Origin of the sequence: Frigoribacterium sp. PhB24, from assembly GCF_003755185.1 — a bacterium.
Classification (GTDB): Bacteria; Actinomycetota; Actinomycetes; order Actinomycetales; family Microbacteriaceae; genus Frigoribacterium.
Genome location: NZ_RKIC01000011.1, coordinates 413,595 through 428,094, shown reverse-complemented (window position 1 = coordinate 428,094; position 14,500 = coordinate 413,595). Strand labels below are relative to the sequence as shown.

Genomic DNA, 14,500 nt, shown 5'->3' with positions numbered 1-14,500 from the left:
GTGCGCCGCACCCTGCCGCGGCCGTGGTCACGTCGGTCAGGCCTGCGCCCGCTCGAGCACCAGCTCGCGGACGCGGGCGGCGTCGGCCTGGCCCTTCATGGCCTTCATGACGGCGCCGATGACCGCTCCGGCGGCCTGGACCTTGCCGTCGCGGATCTTCGCGAGCACGTCGGGCTGGCTGGCGAGAGCCTCGTCGATCGCGGCGATCAGCGCGCCGTCGTCGGAGACGACCTTGAGACCGCGCGCCTCGACGACCTCGGACGGGCTGCCCTCGCCGGCGACGACACCCTCGAGCACCTGACGGGCGAGACGGTCGGTCAGCTCGCCGCTCTCGACCAGGGCGATGAGCTCGCTGACGTGCAGCGGAGACACGAGGCTCGACGCCTCGACGCCCCGGGCGTTGGCCAGGCGCGCGATCTCGCCCGTCCACCACTTGCGCGCCGCCTGAGGCGAAGCGCCCGCAGCGACGGTCTCGACGAGCTCGGTGAGCAGCCCCGAGTTCACCACGTCCTGGAACTCGAGGTCGGCGAAGCCCCAGTCGGACTTGAGCCGGCGGCGCTGGGCGACGGGCGCCTCGGGCAGGGCGAGACGCAGCTCGTCGACGAGCTCGCGCGGAGGCACGACGGGCAGCAGGTCGGGCTCGGGGAAGTACCGGTAGTCGTCGGCGTCGCTCTTCGGGCGACCCGCCGAGGTGCGACCGGTGTCTTCGTGCCAGTGGCGCGTCTCTTGCGTGATCGTCCCACCCGCGGCGAGGATCGCCGCCTGACGCTGGATCTCGTAGCGGACAGCCCGCTCGACCGAGCGGAACGAGTTGACGTTCTTCGTCTCGGTCCGGGTGCCGAGTTCTCGCTGCCCGTGCGGACGCAGCGAGACGTTGGCGTCGCAGCGCAGGTTGCCGCGTTCCATGCGGGCCTCGCTGACGCCCAGGGCCCGCACGATGTCGCGGATGGTGGAGACGTAGGCGGCGCCCAGCTCGGGGCCCTTCGCACCCGCGCCGATGATCGGCTTGGTGACGATCTCGACGAGCGGGATGCCCGCGCGGTTGTAGTCGACGAGCGAGTACTCGGCGCCCTGGATGCGACCGGTGGACCCGCCGACGTGCGTCAGCTTGCCGGCGTCCTCTTCCATGTGGGCACGCTCGATCGGGATGGCGAAGACCGTTCCGTCGGGCAGTTCGACCTCGACTTCTCCCTCGAACGCGATCGGCTCGTCGAACTGGCTGACCTGGTAGTTCTTGGGGTTGTCGGGGTAGAAGTAGTTCTTGCGAGCGAAGCGCGAGCTCTCGGCGATCGAGCAGCCGAGCGCGAGACCGAGACTGATCGAGTAACGCACCGCCTGCTCGTTGACCACCGGCAGCGAACCGGGCAGGCCCAGGTCGACCGGGGTGACGTTGGTGTTGGGCTCGCCGCCGAAGAAGTTCGGGGCGTCCGAGAACATCTTGGTCTTCGTGGCGAGTTCGACGTGCACCTCGAAGCCGAGGACGACCTCGAACTGCTCGAGGGCCTTCTCGTAGTCCATCAGGTCTGCCTTGGCCATCAGATGACTCCCTCGGTGGCGGCGGTCTGCTCGGTCGCGCTCAGGTCGGGCGCGCGCGAGATGAGCGTGTGGCCCCAGCCCTGCTCGAGCAGCTGCTCGAGGGCGGCGCCATAGGTGTAGAGGCGGGCGTCGCCGCGCGCGGGGGCCATGAACTGCAGCCCCGTCGGCAGCCCGTCCTCTTCGGCCAGACCCATCGGCACCGTGATGCCCGGGATGCCGGCCAGGTTGGCCGGGATCGTCGTGATGTCGTTGAGGTACATCGCCAGCGGGTCGTCGATCTTCTCGCCGAGCCGGAAGGCCGTCGTGGGCGCCGAGGGCGAGACGAGCACGTCGACCTGGTCGAACGCGGCCGCGAAGTCGCGCTGCACGAGGGTGCGCACCTTCTGCGCACTGCCGTAGTAGGCGTCGTAGTAACCGGCGCTCAGGGCGTAGGTGCCCAGGATGATGCGACGCTTCACCTCGGGGCCGAAGCCCGCCTCGCGGGTGGCGGCCATGACGTCCTCGACGGTGCCGCCGCCCTCGGGGACGACCCGCAGGCCGAAGCGCACCGAGTCGAACTTGGCGAGGTTGCTCGACGCCTCGGCGGGCAGGATCAGGTAATAGGCGCTGATCGCGTGCTCGAAGCTCGGGGCCGAGATGTCGACGATCTCGGCGCCGGCCGCGCTCATCAGCTCGAGGGCCTCGGCGAAACGTGCCTTGACCCCGGCCTGGAAGCCCTCGCCGTTGAGCTCGCGGACGACACCGACGCGGACCCCCTTCAGGGCGCCGCCGGCGAGACCGGTGCGGGCCGCCTCGGTGAACGAGGGCCAGGCGTCGCGCAACGAGGTGGAGTCGCGGGGGTCGTGCCCCGTGATGACGTCGTGGAGCATCGCACTGTCGAGCACCGTCCGGCTGACCGGACCGACCTGGTCGAGCGAGCTGGCCAGGGCGATCGCTCCGTAACGACTGACGGAGCCGTAGGTCGGCTTGACGCCGACGGTGCCGGTGACGGCGCCGGGCTGACGGATCGACCCGCCGGTGTCGCTGCCGAGGGCCAGTGGCGCCTCGAAGGCGGCCACGGCGGCCGCGGAGCCACCCCCCGACCCGCCGGGGATGCGGTCGAGCGACCAGGGGTTGTGCGTCGGCCCGTAGGCCGAGAACTCGGTCGACGAGCCCATCGCGAATTCGTCCATGTTGGTCTTGCCGAGCGGGACGAGGTCGGCCGAGCGCAGCTTGGCGACGACGGTCGCGTCGTACGGCGGCACCCAGCCCTCGAGGATCTTGCTGCCCGAGGTCGACGGCATGTCGATCGTGCAGAGCACGTCCTTGATGGCGATCGGGATGCCGGCGAGCGGACCGAGGGCTTCGCCCGCGGCTCGACGGCGGTCGACGTCGGCGGCCGTGTCGAGTGCGGCGGAGCTGACGTGGAGGAAGGCGTGGACGTCGCCGTCGACCGCCTCGATGCGGTCGAGGTGGGCACGCGTGACGTCGACCGACGACACGTCGCCGGCGGCGAGCCGCGTCGACAGCTCGGCGGCGGACAGGTGGACGAGCGAGGTGGTGTCGGTCATGGCTACTGCTCTTCTCCCAGGATCGCGCTCACCCGGAAGCGCGAGCCGTCGTGGTCGGGGGCGCCGGACAGCGCCTGCTCGGCCGTGAGCGTCTCGCCCACGACGTCGGGCCGGAACACGTTCTCGAGCGGGATCGGGTGGCTGGTCGCGGGGACGTCGTCGGTCGCGACCTCTCGGACCTTGGCGACGCTGTCGACGATGTGGCCGAGTTCGGCGGTCATCGTGTCGATCTCGGCCTCGGTGAGGGCGATGCGGGCGAGACCGGCGAGGTGCTGCACCTGCTCGCGCGTGATTTCGGACATGCTTCTCTCTCACGTGGTCGTGCGGGGGTACCGCGGCGGGGCTACCGCACGATTCTACGGGGCGGCACCGACGCCCGGGGGTCGCCCGGACGACGTCGTCGGCCTCTCAGTCACGGAAGTACACGTCCTGCGGGCGCACCAGCGTGAGGGCGGGAGCCTCAGGGCCTCCCCCGCCGGGGTCGCCGGCGCGACCGTCCACGAGGTCGCCGTGCCCCAGTCCAATCAGCGCGAGGCTGCGCATCGACTCGGTGCCGGCGCGGAAGTAGTCGTTGTGGCCCAGGGCCGCGTCGAGGGCGCGCCCCGTCACGGTGTCGGAGCCGCCGCCCATGTGCAGCACGACCGCACCGAAGGCGGCCGTCGCCGGGTCGGCCCCGAAGAACCCGCTGCCCGCCACCGGGTCGAAGCTCCCGGCCGCCGCGTAGACGTCGTCCCCCCGGACGGCGAGGTCGCCCGCCTCGGTGACGACGCTCCCGGGCGACCCCAGCAGCACGAGTGAGTCGACCGCGACGCGGCCCGACGACAGGGCGATCGTGGCCGTCGTCGACCCGTACGAGTGCGCCATGACCGACACGCGCGGTTCGTCCGCCGGCCGGGCCGCGTCGAGTCCGGCGAGGGCGTCCTCGAGGTGGTCGGCACCCCGGTGGGCGAGGCCGAGGTCGTAGAAGTTCGTCAGGTCGGGCGTCTGGTAGCCCATCCAGGCCACGACGGCGACGGTCGGCACGGGCCCCGGCCCGCCGCGACCGAGCAACGTCGCCCAGGTGGCCTGCTCGTCGTGCAGGGCGCCGGCGGTGTTGGTCCAGTCGACGAGCTGGTCCGAGACGGTGAAGAGCATGCCGGGCACGAGCACGCTGACGTCGTCGGCCGTGTCGAGGTCGCCGACGGTGACGGCCGCCCGGCCGGGCAGCGCCGTGTCGAGGGCGACGAGGTGGCGGTCCGCCGTCCCGGCGAAGGGCACGTCGTGCGTCGCGCCGTCGAGCGTCGCCCGCACCTGCTGGAGCATCGCGAGGCGCCGGGGATCGTCCGCTCGCTCGGCGTCGGAACCGATCCGGTCGGCCACCGCCGTGGTCGCGTACCGCAGGGACTGCCGATTGGCGGTGTCACGCACCGCGTACGGGAGGCCCTCGAGGTTGCCGACGACGCCCGGCAGCGCCTGCGCGAGGACGCGACGCCGTTCGTCTTCCAGGTCGGACCACCAGGTCGCCGTGACCTCGGGCGACACCTGCTCTCCGACCGCTGCCGCGAGAGACGTCGCGTCGTCGCCGTCGGCGTCGAGGGTCGCGGCGAACCGCTCGGCCCCGGACGAGGAGGCGCGGGCCAGCTGGTCGAGGCAGGCCTCCGCTGAGAACGTGCTCGCCCCGGCCCCGCGGCAACCGTCGAAATCGGGCTCGACCCGACCGTCGCGTATCGGCGGGGACACGGTGACGCCGTGCGGGGACGCCTCGACGTCGGCGGCGGACCGCCCCAGGTCACCCGTGGTGGCCGGCTCGGCGGTCAGAGCTGGAGCGCCGGCCACCCCGCCCAGGTGCACGGAGGCAAAGATGATCGCCGCAGCGAGGAACAGCACGTCGGGTCTTCTCCCTCGTCACGTGCCTGTACCCCGGCTCCCTACTGCTGGAGAACGACACGTCCTCACATCTTACGAAGAGAAAGTGCCGCCTGACCAGGGGAATCACGAATCTGCCGCCTCGTCGCCCCCCGTCTGGGGGTCAGCCAAGGCCGCCGGGCCCTCCTTAAGGAGGACCGCGAATTGCTCGGCGTCGATGATTCGTACCCCGAGTTGTTCGGCTTTTGTCAGCTTCGACCCGGCGCCTGGTCCGGCCGCGACGAAGTCGGTCTTCTTGCTCACGCTGCTCGCGGCCTTGCCGCCGGCCTCGACGATGGCCTCGAGGGCACCCTCGCGGGTGAAACCCTCGAGACTGCCGGTCGCCACGACGGTCACCCCGGTGAGCACACCGCCGGCCGCCTCGGCAGCACCCGGGCCAGGGTGACCGGGAGTCGCGAACTGCACGCCCGCGGCCGTCCACCGGTCGATGATCTCGACGTGCCAGTCGACCTCGAACCAGGCGAGCAACGCGTCGGCGATGATGCCGCCCACGCCGTCGACCGCGGCGAGTTCGTCGCGAGAAGCCGCCCTGATGGCGTCGAGCGAACCGAAGTGATTGGCGAGCGCCCGGGCCGCGACCGGGCCGACGTGACGGATGCTGAGGCCGACGAGGATGCGCCAGAGCGGACTGGTCTTCGCCTTCTCGAGGTTGGCGAGCATCTCGATCGCCGTCTTGGACGGCACCGAGGTCTCGTCGCCCGAGAACTCGGACGCCTGCGGATCGTGGTCGCCGTCACGCTTCGCCCGCTTGCGACGGAAGGGCGTGACGAGTTTCGGCTGCCCGTCGGCCTCGAGCTTCCGCATGCCGGTCTCGGCGTCACGGACGACGACCCGCACGGGGAAGATGTCGGCCATGGTGAGGCTGAACAGGCCGGCTTCGGTGCGCAGGGGCGGCGTGGCCGGCTCGACGGGCTGGGTCAGAGCCGCCGCGGCCACCTCGCCGAGGCCCTCGACGTCGAGGGAGCCACGTGAGGCGATGTGCTCGACTCGACCGCGCACCTGCGCCGGGCAGCTCTCGGCGTTGGGGCAGCGCAGGTCGATGTCGCCCTCTTTCGCGGGCTTGAGCGGGGTTCCGCACTCGGGGCAGTCGTCGGGCATGACGAACTCGCGCTCGGTGCCGTCACGCAGCTCGATCACCGGACCGAGCACCTCGGGGATGACGTCGCCCGCCTTGCGCAGCACCACGGTGTCGCCGATGAGCACGCCCTTGGCCTTGACCACCTGCTGGTTGTGCAGGGTCGCCTGACGCACCTCGCTGCCGGCGACCTCGACCTTCTCCATGACCGCGAACGGTGTGGCCCGGCCGGTGCGACCGACGCTGACGACGATGTCGAGCAGCGTCGTGTTGACCTCTTCGGGCGGGTACTTGAACGCCGTCGCCCACCGCGGGGCCCGGCTCGTGGCCCCGAGCTCGTCGTGCAGGGCGAGGTCGTCGACCTTGACGACGATGCCGTCGATCTGGTGCTCGACCGACGAGCGGCGCACCCCGTAGTCGTGGATGAACGCCTCGACCTCGTCGACCCTGTCGAAGACGCGGTGGTGCGTCGAGATGGGCAGGCCCCACCCGCCCAGCAGGTCGTAGACCTCGGACTGCGACCGCACCTCGGTCGCACGCTCGAGTTCGCGCACCGGCCAGGCACCGACCCCGTGCACGAGCATGCGCAGTCGACGCAGGCGCGCGTGCATCAACTCGCGTTTCTCGGGGCTCTTGCCCTCTTCTTTCTGACGGAGCGAGCCGGCGGCGGCGTTGCGGGGGTTCGCGAAGACGCGTTCACCGGCCTCGCGCTGCCTCGCGTTGAGCTCGTCGAACTCGCTGACCGGGAAGAAGATCTCGCCCCGCACCTCGACGAGCGGCGGGTGGCCGGTGCCCTCGAGACGCTCGGGGATCGTGCCCATCGCGAGCACGTTGCCGGTCACGTCTTCGCCCACGACGCCGTCGCCGCGCGTGGCGGCGGTGACGAGCACCCCGTCCTCGTAGCGCAGGTTGATCGCCAGGCCGTCGATCTTGAGCTCGGTGAGGAACCGCACACGCTCGGCCCCGGCGTCGCGCTGCACCTTGCCGGCCCATTCGGCCAACTCGTCGTCGCTGAAGACGTTGTCGAGGCTCAGCATGCGCTCGGCGTGCTCGACCGGGGCGAACTGGGTGGTCTCGGCCCGGCCACCGACCGTCTGTGTGGGGCTGTCGGGCTTCTGCAGCTCGGGGTGCGCTCGCTCGAGGGCGTCGAGGCGTCGCACGAGGCCGTCGTAGTCGGCGTCGGCGACGGTCGAGCCGTTGCCCTCGTAGTACTGGTCGCGCAGCTCGAGGATGCGGGTCGTCAACCGTTCGGCCTCGTCTCGTGCCACCGAGAGGTCGTCGGGAACGCTCTCGACCACGGACCCGGAGGGGGAAGCGGGGTCGATGCCGGTGTCGCTCATCGTCGGTCGCGTCAGGCGGTCGCGGCGACGGGAACCGGCACGGCGCTGACCGTGCGGTCGATGGTGCACTGCCCGAGGACGCGCGTGCCGACGTAGACGACGGCGGTCTGCCCGGGGGCGACGCCGTTGAGGGGTTCGCGAGGTGTGATCACGAGTTCTTTCTTACCCTCGACCACCGACACCCGCGCGACGGCCGGCACCGGGTCGGCGTGGGCACGGATCTGCACGTCGCAGTCGAACGCGACCGTCGGGTCGACCGGGGCGAGCCCGGCCCACGTGTACGAGCCACCGGCGATCTCGGCGATGTCGAGAGCCTCTTTCGGGCCGACGACGACCGTGTTGTCGACCGGCCGCACCTCGAGGACGAAGCGCGGTTTGCCGTCGTCCGACGGGAACCCGATGTTCAGGCCCTTGCGCTGACCGACCGTGAAGGCGTGCGCGCCCTCGTGCGAGCCGACCACGGCACCATTGCGGTCGAGGATCTCGCCCGTCTCGGCACCGACGCGTTCAGCGAGCCACCCGCGGGTGTCTCCGTCGGGGATGAAGCAGATGTCGTGGCTGTCGGGCTTCGACGCCACGCTGAAACCGCGCTCGGCCGCCTCGGCCCGCACCTCGGCCTTGGAGGGCGTCGCCCCGAGCGGGAACATCGAGTGCGCGAGCTGCTCGGCGGTGAGCACGCCCAGCACGTACGACTGGTCCTTCGCCCACGCGGAGGCGCGGTGCAGCTCACGGTTGCCCTGGTCGTCGGTGACGATGGTCGCGTAGTGCCCGGTGCAGACCGCGTCGAAGCCGAGCGCGAGCGCCTTCTCGAGGAGGGCGGCGAACTTGATGCGCTCGTTGCAGCGCATGCACGGGTTGGGTGTCCGGCCCGCGGTGTACTCGGCGACGAAGTCGTCGACGACATCGAGCTTGAACCGCTCGGAGAAGTCCCACACGTAGTACGGGATACCGATCTTGTTGGCGGCGCGCTGGGCGTCCATCGAGTCCTCGATGGTGCAGCAGCCACGGCTGCCGGTGCGGAGCGTGCCCGGCATCCGGCTCAGCGCCAGGTGCACCCCCACCACGTCGTGGCCGGCCTCGACCGCCCTCGCCGCGGCGACCGCCGAGTCGACTCCACCACTCATCGCTGCCAAGACCTTCATCCGACAAGTGTACGCAGCGGGCCTAGGGTGGCGAGCGACATGTCTTCCTCCTCCCCCGCCTTCAGCATGCGGTCGGTGGCCCTCGCGGCGTTCCTGCCCGCGGCTCTCTTCGCCATCGGCGAGGGCGCCATCATCCCGATCATCCCCGTCGTGGCGAGCGAACTCGGTGCCTCGCTCCCCTTCGCGGGCTTCGTCGCCGCGCTCATCCTGGTGGGCGAGCTGATCGGCGACATCCCCAGCGGCTGGCTCGTCGGCCGCATCGGCGAGCGCACCTCGATGATCGGGGCCTCGCTCGTCAGCATCGGTGGTCTCGTCACCTGTCTGCTGGCTCCGAACGAGATCGTCCTCGCCGTCGGCGTGCTCGTCATCGGTCTCGCGACCGCGGTGTTCGCCCTCGCGAGACACGCCTTCATGACGAGCTTCGTCCCCGTCGAGATCCGCGCCCGGGCGCTGTCGAGCCTGGGCGGCGTCTTCCGGCTCGGCTACTTCGTCGGCCCGTTCCTGTCGGCCGGGGTCATCGAGCTGACCGGGTCCGTCCAGTCGGCGTTCGTCGTGCACATCGTCGGCTGCCTCGGCGCGGCGATCGCGCTGCTCGTCCTGCGCGACCCGTCGGCGGCCTTCGGGGTCCGGCCGGGGCGTGGCGCGGAGGACGGCGCCGAGCTCGTGGCGAAGGAGTCCCACGGGCTGTTCGGCACCCTCTGGCGTCACCGCGGCGTCCTGGTGAAGCTCGGCAGCGGCGCGGCCCTGATCGGCGCGATGCGCTCCGGCCGCCAGGTGATGCTGCCACTCTGGGCCGTCAGCATCGGCCTCGGGGCATCGGAGACAGCGATCATCATCGGCGTCGCCGGGGCCGTGGACTTCGCCCTCTTCTACACGAGCGGCCAGATCATGGACCGCTTCGGGCGGCTGTGGAGCGCCGTCCCCTGCATGGTCGGTCTCGGACTCTCGTACCTGGCCCTGTCGGTCACGCACGACCTCGACGCGAACATCGGGTGGTTCGTCGCGGTCGCCGTCCTGATGTCGCTGGCCAACGGCATCGGCAGCGGCATCCTCATGACGCTCGGCGCCGACCTGGCCGACAAGGGCGACCCCGCACCCTTCCTCGGCGCGTGGCGCTTCACCGGGGACGCCGGCAGCGCAGCGGCCCCGCTCCTCATCTCCGGCGTGACCGCGCTCGTGTCGATCTCGCTCGCCAGCGGGGTGATGGGTGTGCTCGGGCTCGTGGGCGCGGCGATCCTCGTGCGCTACGTGCCCCGGTACTCACCGCACGTGCCCCGCTCGAAGCGCTAGCGCCTCCTCGTCCGCCGTTCCGGCACGGGGCCGTCGTCGGTACACTCGGTGCTGCCGCGGGAGTGGTGGAATTGGCAGACACGCAGGATTTAGGTTCCTGTGCTTTCGAGCGTGAGGGTTCAAGTCCCTTCTCCCGCACGACCGCCCGACGGGACGAGGGCCGATGTGCCCCTCCCGCACGGGTAGCCTGATCGAGACCGGCAGGCCGGCCACCTCGACCGGAGAACACCCGATGCTGCCCCTCGTCTCCATCCCCTGGCTCAACCCGGAGTACCTCCTCACGGCCTTCGGCCCGTGGGCCGTGCTGGGAGTCTGCCTGCTCGTCTTCGCCGAGACGGGTCTGCTCGTCGGCTTCCTCTTCCCGGGTGACACGCTGCTGATCATCACGGGCATCCTCGCCGCGACCAACCCCGGAGCCCTCGGCCTGCCGATCTGGCTGATCGCGATCTTCATCAGCATCGCCGCGTTCGCCGGCGGTGAGCTCGGCTACCTCATCGGCCACAAGGTCGGCCCGCGCATCTTCGAGCGGAAGGAGAGCGGGCTGTTCAGCGTGGCCAACGTCAACCGCACGAACGCGTTCTTCGAGCGCTTCGGCCCCACGGCCGTCATCATCGCCCGGTTCGTCCCGGTGATCCGCACCTTCGCGCCGATCATGGCCGGGGTCGGCCACATGAGCTACCGGCGCTATTCGCTGTTCAACGCGATCGGCGCCGTCGTCTGGGGCATGGGCATCACGCTGGCGGGCTTCGGCATCGGGCACATCCCGCCCGTCGCGAACTTCGTCAGCTCGTACATCGACCTGATCCTGCTCGGGGCCGTGCTCGCGACGGTGATCCCCATCGCGATCCACTACGTCCACGGCGTGCACCAGGCGAAGAAGGCCGAGCAGTCGGGCGAAGTCAAGATGCCCGACGTGTCGTCCGCCCCCCACGACGCCTGACCGCCGCGCCCGAGCCGGCGCCGTCGGGGCGCAGGGACCCGAGGAGGCGCGTGCGACTCAGTCGGCGAGCGCGGCCACCCGGGGTGCGATAGCCCGGAACGCCCGGGAGCGGTGGCTGACCGCGTTCTTCTCGTCCGCGGTGAGTTCGGCGGCGCTGCGGCTCTCGCCCTCGGGCCGGAACACGGGGTCGTAGCCGTGCCCGTTCGAGCCGACCCGCGCCTCCAGCACCTCTCCGTGCCATTCGCCGTACTCGACGTGCTCGACCCACTCGCTGCCCTCGGGCGGACCGTCGGGCCCCTCGGCCCCGGTGGGCGGCGGCACGACGAGCGCGGCCGCGCACGAGAACCAGGCCGAGCGGTCGTCGGCACCGCCGAGCTCGGTCAGCAGCTTGTCGATGTTGTCGTCCGCGTCGCGCGTCCCGGCGTAGCGGGCCGAGTGGATGCCCGGTGCCCCGCCGAGGGCCGCCGCCGAGATGCCGCTGTCGTCGGCGAGCGCGGGCAGTCCCGTGTGGCGTGCGGCCGCACGGGCCTTGATCAGGGCGTTGGCGGCGAAGGTGTCGCCGTCCTCGACCGGTTCGGGGCCGTCGTAGGCGACCAGCTCGACGCCGGGGGCCGTCTCGGCGAGCAGCAGCCGCAACTCGGCCACCTTGCCCGGGTTGTGCGTGGCGATGACGACACGGGTCATCGGCCGAGGGCCTCGCGCTGGAAGCGGCTCAGGTCGACGGCCCCGGCGACGGCGAGGTCGAGCAGCGAGTCGAGTTCGCGACGGTCGAAGGGCGCGCCCTCGGCCGTTCCCTGCACCTCGACGAACGATCCACTGCCGGTGACGACGACGTTCATGTCGGTCTCGGCACGGACGTCCTCGACGTAGGCGAGGTCGAGCATGGGCTCGCCGTCGATGATGCCCACCGAGACGGCCGAGACACTGTCGGTGAGAGGCGTGGCCTTCTGCCCGACGAACTTCTTCTCGCGGCCCCACTCGATCGCCTGGGCGAGGGCGACGTAGGCGCCGGTGATCGCGGCGGTGCGGGTGCCGCCGTCGGCCTGCAGGACGTCGCAGTCGAGCACGATCGTGTTCTCGCCGAGTGCCTTCGTGTCGACCACCGCCCGCAGGCTGCGGCCGATCAGACGCGAGATCTCGTGCGTGCGACCGCCGATCTTCCCCTTGACGCTCTCGCGGTCGTTGCGCGAGTTGGTGGCTCGGGGCAGCATCGCGTACTCGGCGGTGACCCACCCCTTGCCCTTGCCCGTCAACCAGCGGGGCACGCCGTTCGTGAAGGACGCCGTGCAGAGCACCTTCGTGCCGCCGAACGTGATCAGTGCGCTGCCCTCGGCGTGGGCGCTCCAGCCGGTCTCGATCGTGACGGGGCGCAGGTCGGTGGTGCTGCGCCCGTCGGCGCGGACGGTCGTGCTCGTGATGTCGGTCATGGTGCCTTCTCTCGGCGGTGGTGGACGGGTGGCGGGCGGGGTCGTCGACCCCTCGGGGAGCGCAGGAGGCGCGGGTCAGGTCCGTTCGACGGGGCGGAGGCCGGTGGGCAGCTCGATCGCGCCCGTCTCGAGGTGGCCGACGCGCGAGACCTCGGGCCCCAGGAACCGTCGGGCGAGGCGCAGGAACGCCGTGCCGTCGGGCCCGGTGGCCTCGAACTCGTGGTGCGGCTCGCCGCGGTCGGTTCGCTCGAGCCCGTGCTGGACGAGGGTGCGGTAGACGTCGGCCGCGGTCTCCTCCGCACTGGACACGAGACGGACGTCGGGGCCGACCACGTACTGCACGGCGGCGGACATGAGCGGGTAGTGGGTGCAGCCGAGGACGAGCGTGTCGATGCCCGCGTCGCGCAGGGGGGCGAGGTACCCCTCGGCGACGGCCCGCAGCTCGGGACTCGACGTGTCGCCCGCCTCGACGAACTCGACGAAGCGAGGGCACGCCTGCGTGAACAGCTCGAGGCCCGCGGCGGCCGCGAAGGCGTCCTCGTAGGCGCGCGAGTTGATCGTGCCCTCGGTGCCGATCACGCCGATGCGACCGTTGCGGGTCTGCTGCACCGCAGCGCGCACGGCCGGCTGGATCACCTCGACCACGGGGATGCCCGCGCCGATCGTGTACCGCTCGCGGGCGTCGCGCAGCACCGCGGACGACGCCGTGTTGCAGGCGATGACCAGCAGCTTGACGCCCTGCGCCACGAGGTCGTCCATCACGGCGAGGGCGTACTCGCGCACCTGGGCGATGGGCTTCGGCCCGTACGGCGAGTGGGCCGTGTCGCCCACGTACCGGATGGACTCGTGGGGCAGCTGGTCGATGATCGCCCGCGACACGGTCAGGCCGCCGACGCCGCTGTCGAAGACTCCGATGGGTGCGTCCGTCACGACCACGAAGCCTACCCGTCGCGAGCCGCCGCCCCCGGGACGACCGGGCGAGCCTAGGCTGGAGGCGTGACCAGCGCACTGTTGACCGACCGGTACGAGCTCACCATGGTGGAGGCCGCCCTCAAGGCGGGCACGGCCCACCGCGACAGCGTCTTCGAGGTGTTCGCCCGGCGCCTGCCCGAGGGCAGGCGCTACGGCATCGTCGCGGGCACCGGCCGATTCCTCGAGTTGCTCGCCGACTTCCGTTTCGGCGACGACGAGCTGCGTTGGCTGCGCGACGCCGGCGTGGTCGACGGGACGACGGCCGACTGGCTGGCCGACTACCGGTTCTCGGGTGACATCCGGGGCTATGCCGAGGGAGAGGTCTACCTGCCCGGGTCGCCGCTGCTGGTCATCGAGTCGACGTTCGCCGAGGCGGTGTTGCTCGAGACCCTCGCCCTGAGCGTCTTCAACTACGACTCGGCCGTGGCCAGCGCGGCAGCCCGCATGGTCTCGGCCGCCGACGGTCGCCCCCTCGCCGAGATGGGCTCGCGCCGCACGGGCGAACGCAGCGCCGTCGCCGCGGCCCGCGCCGCCTACATCGCCGGTTTCGGGGCCACGAGCAACCTCGAGGCCGGACGATCGTGGGGCGTACCGACGATGGGCACCGCGGCCCATGCGTTCACGTTGCTGCACGACACCGAAGAGGACGCCTTCCGTGCCCAGGTGGACACCCTCGGCCCGCGAACCACCCTGCTGGTCGACACCTACGACATCCCCGAGGCCGTGGCCACCGCCGTGCGGGTGGCGGGTCCGGGGCTCGGGGCCGTGCGCATCGACAGCGGCGACCTGCCGTCGCTGGTGGGGCAGGTCCGGGCCCAGCTCGACGACCTCGGGGCCTCCGCGGCGAAGATCACCGTGACGAACGACCTCGACGAGTACACGATCGCCGCCCTGCGCGCGGCCCCGGTCGATTCGTTCGGCGTGGGGACCTCCGTCGTCTCGGGCTCTGGCCATCCCGCCGCCGGGATGGTCTTCAAGCTGGTGGCCCGTCGAGGCGACGACGGCGCCTGGGTCGCGGTGGCGAAGAAGTCGGCAGACAAGGCCACCGTCGGGGGACGGAAGTCGCCGGTGCGCGTGATCGTCGACGGGGTCGCCACCCGAGAGCTGATCCGCGTCGGCTCGTCGGAGGTCGCGGACGGGGAGCGCCCGTTGCACGTGCCGCTCGTCACGGCAGGTGAGATCGACACCCGTCACACGGGGGCCGAGGGTGTGGCCCGCGCACGCCTCCACCGGGCCGCGGCCGTGGCGGAGCTGCCCGACCAGGCGTTGCGCCTCGGCCGCGGCGAGCCGGTCGTGCCGACCGTCTACGCCTGACCCCGGCCC

Annotated in this window: 12 protein-coding genes and 1 tRNA gene; 4 read left to right on the top strand and 9 right to left on the bottom strand. The window is 71.5% G+C overall.

Annotated elements, in window-relative coordinates; genetic code table 11:
- Nucleotides 1–36 precede the first annotated feature (36 nt).
- The 6 genes from gatB to mnmA form a co-directional block, all read right to left on the bottom strand.
- Complete coding sequence (gene gatB, locus EDF50_RS09630) at nt 37–1,536, bottom strand: Asp-tRNA(Asn)/Glu-tRNA(Gln) amidotransferase subunit GatB (RefSeq protein WP_123519300.1); 1,500 nt, start codon at nt 1,534–1,536, stop codon at nt 37–39.
- Nucleotides 1,536–3,086, bottom strand: coding sequence for an Asp-tRNA(Asn)/Glu-tRNA(Gln) amidotransferase subunit GatA (gatA, locus tag EDF50_RS09625; protein ID WP_123519299.1), 1,551 nt, complete (start codon nt 3,084–3,086; stop codon nt 1,536–1,538). Before gatA ends, gatB begins: the two co-directional genes overlap by 1 nt.
- Nucleotides 3,087–3,088: 2 nt before the next feature.
- Nucleotides 3,089–3,388, bottom strand: a complete 300-nt coding sequence (gatC, locus tag EDF50_RS09620; protein ID WP_043594160.1) for an Asp-tRNA(Asn)/Glu-tRNA(Gln) amidotransferase subunit GatC — start codon at nt 3,386–3,388, stop codon at nt 3,089–3,091.
- A gap of 106 nt (nt 3,389–3,494) precedes the next feature.
- Nucleotides 3,495–4,952: an alpha/beta hydrolase gene (locus EDF50_RS09615; protein WP_123519298.1), complete on the bottom strand. Its 1,458-nt coding sequence runs from the start codon at nt 4,950–4,952 to the stop codon at nt 3,495–3,497.
- Between the two features lie 105 nt (nt 4,953–5,057).
- Nucleotides 5,058–7,406: an NAD-dependent DNA ligase LigA gene (ligA, locus tag EDF50_RS09610; protein WP_123519409.1), complete on the bottom strand. Its 2,349-nt coding sequence runs from the start codon at nt 7,404–7,406 to the stop codon at nt 5,058–5,060.
- 11 nt (nt 7,407–7,417) lie between these two features.
- Nucleotides 7,418–8,548: a tRNA 2-thiouridine(34) synthase MnmA gene (mnmA, locus tag EDF50_RS09605; protein ID WP_123519297.1), complete on the bottom strand. Its 1,131-nt coding sequence runs from the start codon at nt 8,546–8,548 to the stop codon at nt 7,418–7,420.
- Nucleotides 8,549–8,587: 39 nt separating this feature from the next.
- Here mnmA and EDF50_RS09600 point away from each other — a divergent pair, with 39 nt between their 5' ends.
- The 3 genes from EDF50_RS09600 (at nt 8,588) to EDF50_RS09590 (ending at nt 10,778) form a co-directional block, all read left to right on the top strand.
- Nucleotides 8,588–9,838 carry an MFS transporter gene (locus tag EDF50_RS09600; RefSeq protein ID WP_123519408.1) on the top strand — a complete coding sequence of 417 codons (1,251 nt, stop codon included), beginning with the start codon at nt 8,588–8,590 and terminating at the stop codon, nt 9,836–9,838.
- 56 nt (nt 9,839–9,894) lie between these two features.
- A tRNA-Leu gene (locus EDF50_RS09595) sits at nt 9,895–9,976 on the top strand.
- A 94-nt stretch (nt 9,977–10,070) separates the two neighbouring features.
- Complete coding sequence (locus tag EDF50_RS09590; protein ID WP_123519407.1) at nt 10,071–10,778, top strand: DedA family protein; 708 nt, start codon at nt 10,071–10,073, stop codon at nt 10,776–10,778.
- Between the two features lie 57 nt (nt 10,779–10,835).
- On the opposite strand, the gene EDF50_RS09585 is transcribed toward EDF50_RS09590, so the two are convergent.
- From EDF50_RS09585 to murI, 3 genes are all read right to left on the bottom strand, one after another.
- The gene (locus tag EDF50_RS09585; RefSeq protein WP_123519296.1) at nt 10,836–11,462 is read right to left on the bottom strand and encodes a non-canonical purine NTP pyrophosphatase; all 627 of its coding nucleotides are present in this window, start codon (nt 11,460–11,462) and stop codon (nt 10,836–10,838) included.
- The gene (rph, locus tag EDF50_RS09580; RefSeq protein ID WP_123519295.1) at nt 11,459–12,205 is read right to left on the bottom strand and encodes a ribonuclease PH; all 747 of its coding nucleotides are present in this window, start codon (nt 12,203–12,205) and stop codon (nt 11,459–11,461) included. The genes EDF50_RS09585 and rph overlap by 4 nt, the downstream gene beginning before the upstream one ends.
- 75 nt (nt 12,206–12,280) lie before the next feature.
- A complete protein-coding gene (gene murI, locus EDF50_RS09575) occupies nt 12,281–13,135 on the bottom strand; it encodes a glutamate racemase (RefSeq protein ID WP_123519406.1) in 855 nt (284 codons plus the stop codon).
- A 105-nt stretch (nt 13,136–13,240) separates the two neighbouring features.
- Here murI and EDF50_RS09570 point away from each other — a divergent pair, with 105 nt between their 5' ends.
- The gene (locus tag EDF50_RS09570) at nt 13,241–14,491 is read left to right on the top strand and encodes a nicotinate phosphoribosyltransferase (protein ID WP_233570528.1); all 1,251 of its coding nucleotides are present in this window, start codon (nt 13,241–13,243) and stop codon (nt 14,489–14,491) included.
- The last annotated feature ends 9 nt before the right edge of the window (nt 14,492–14,500 follow it).

Coding starts and splice junctions, on each gene's coding strand:
- EDF50_RS09585 (WP_123519296.1), bottom strand. CDS start 11,462: ATGACCCGTGTCGTCATCGCCACGCACAACCCGGGCAAGGTGGCCGAG.
- EDF50_RS09600 (WP_123519408.1), top strand. CDS start 8,588: ATGTCTTCCTCCTCCCCCGCCTTCAGCATGCGGTCGGTGGCCCTCGCG.
- gatB (WP_123519300.1), bottom strand. CDS start 1,536: ATGGCCAAGGCAGACCTGATGGACTACGAGAAGGCCCTCGAGCAGTTC.
- EDF50_RS09570 (WP_233570528.1), top strand. CDS start 13,241: ATGGTGGAGGCCGCCCTCAAGGCGGGCACGGCCCACCGCGACAGCGTC.
- gatA (WP_123519299.1), bottom strand. CDS start 3,086: ATGACCGACACCACCTCGCTCGTCCACCTGTCCGCCGCCGAGCTGTCG.
- EDF50_RS09590 (WP_123519407.1), top strand. CDS start 10,071: ATGCTGCCCCTCGTCTCCATCCCCTGGCTCAACCCGGAGTACCTCCTC.
- gatC (WP_043594160.1), bottom strand. CDS start 3,388: ATGTCCGAAATCACGCGCGAGCAGGTGCAGCACCTCGCCGGTCTCGCC.
- mnmA (WP_123519297.1), bottom strand. CDS start 8,548: ATGAAGGTCTTGGCAGCGATGAGTGGTGGAGTCGACTCGGCGGTCGCC.
- ligA (WP_123519409.1), bottom strand. CDS start 7,406: ATGAGCGACACCGGCATCGACCCCGCTTCCCCCTCCGGGTCCGTGGTC.
- rph (WP_123519295.1), bottom strand. CDS start 12,205: ATGACCGACATCACGAGCACGACCGTCCGCGCCGACGGGCGCAGCACC.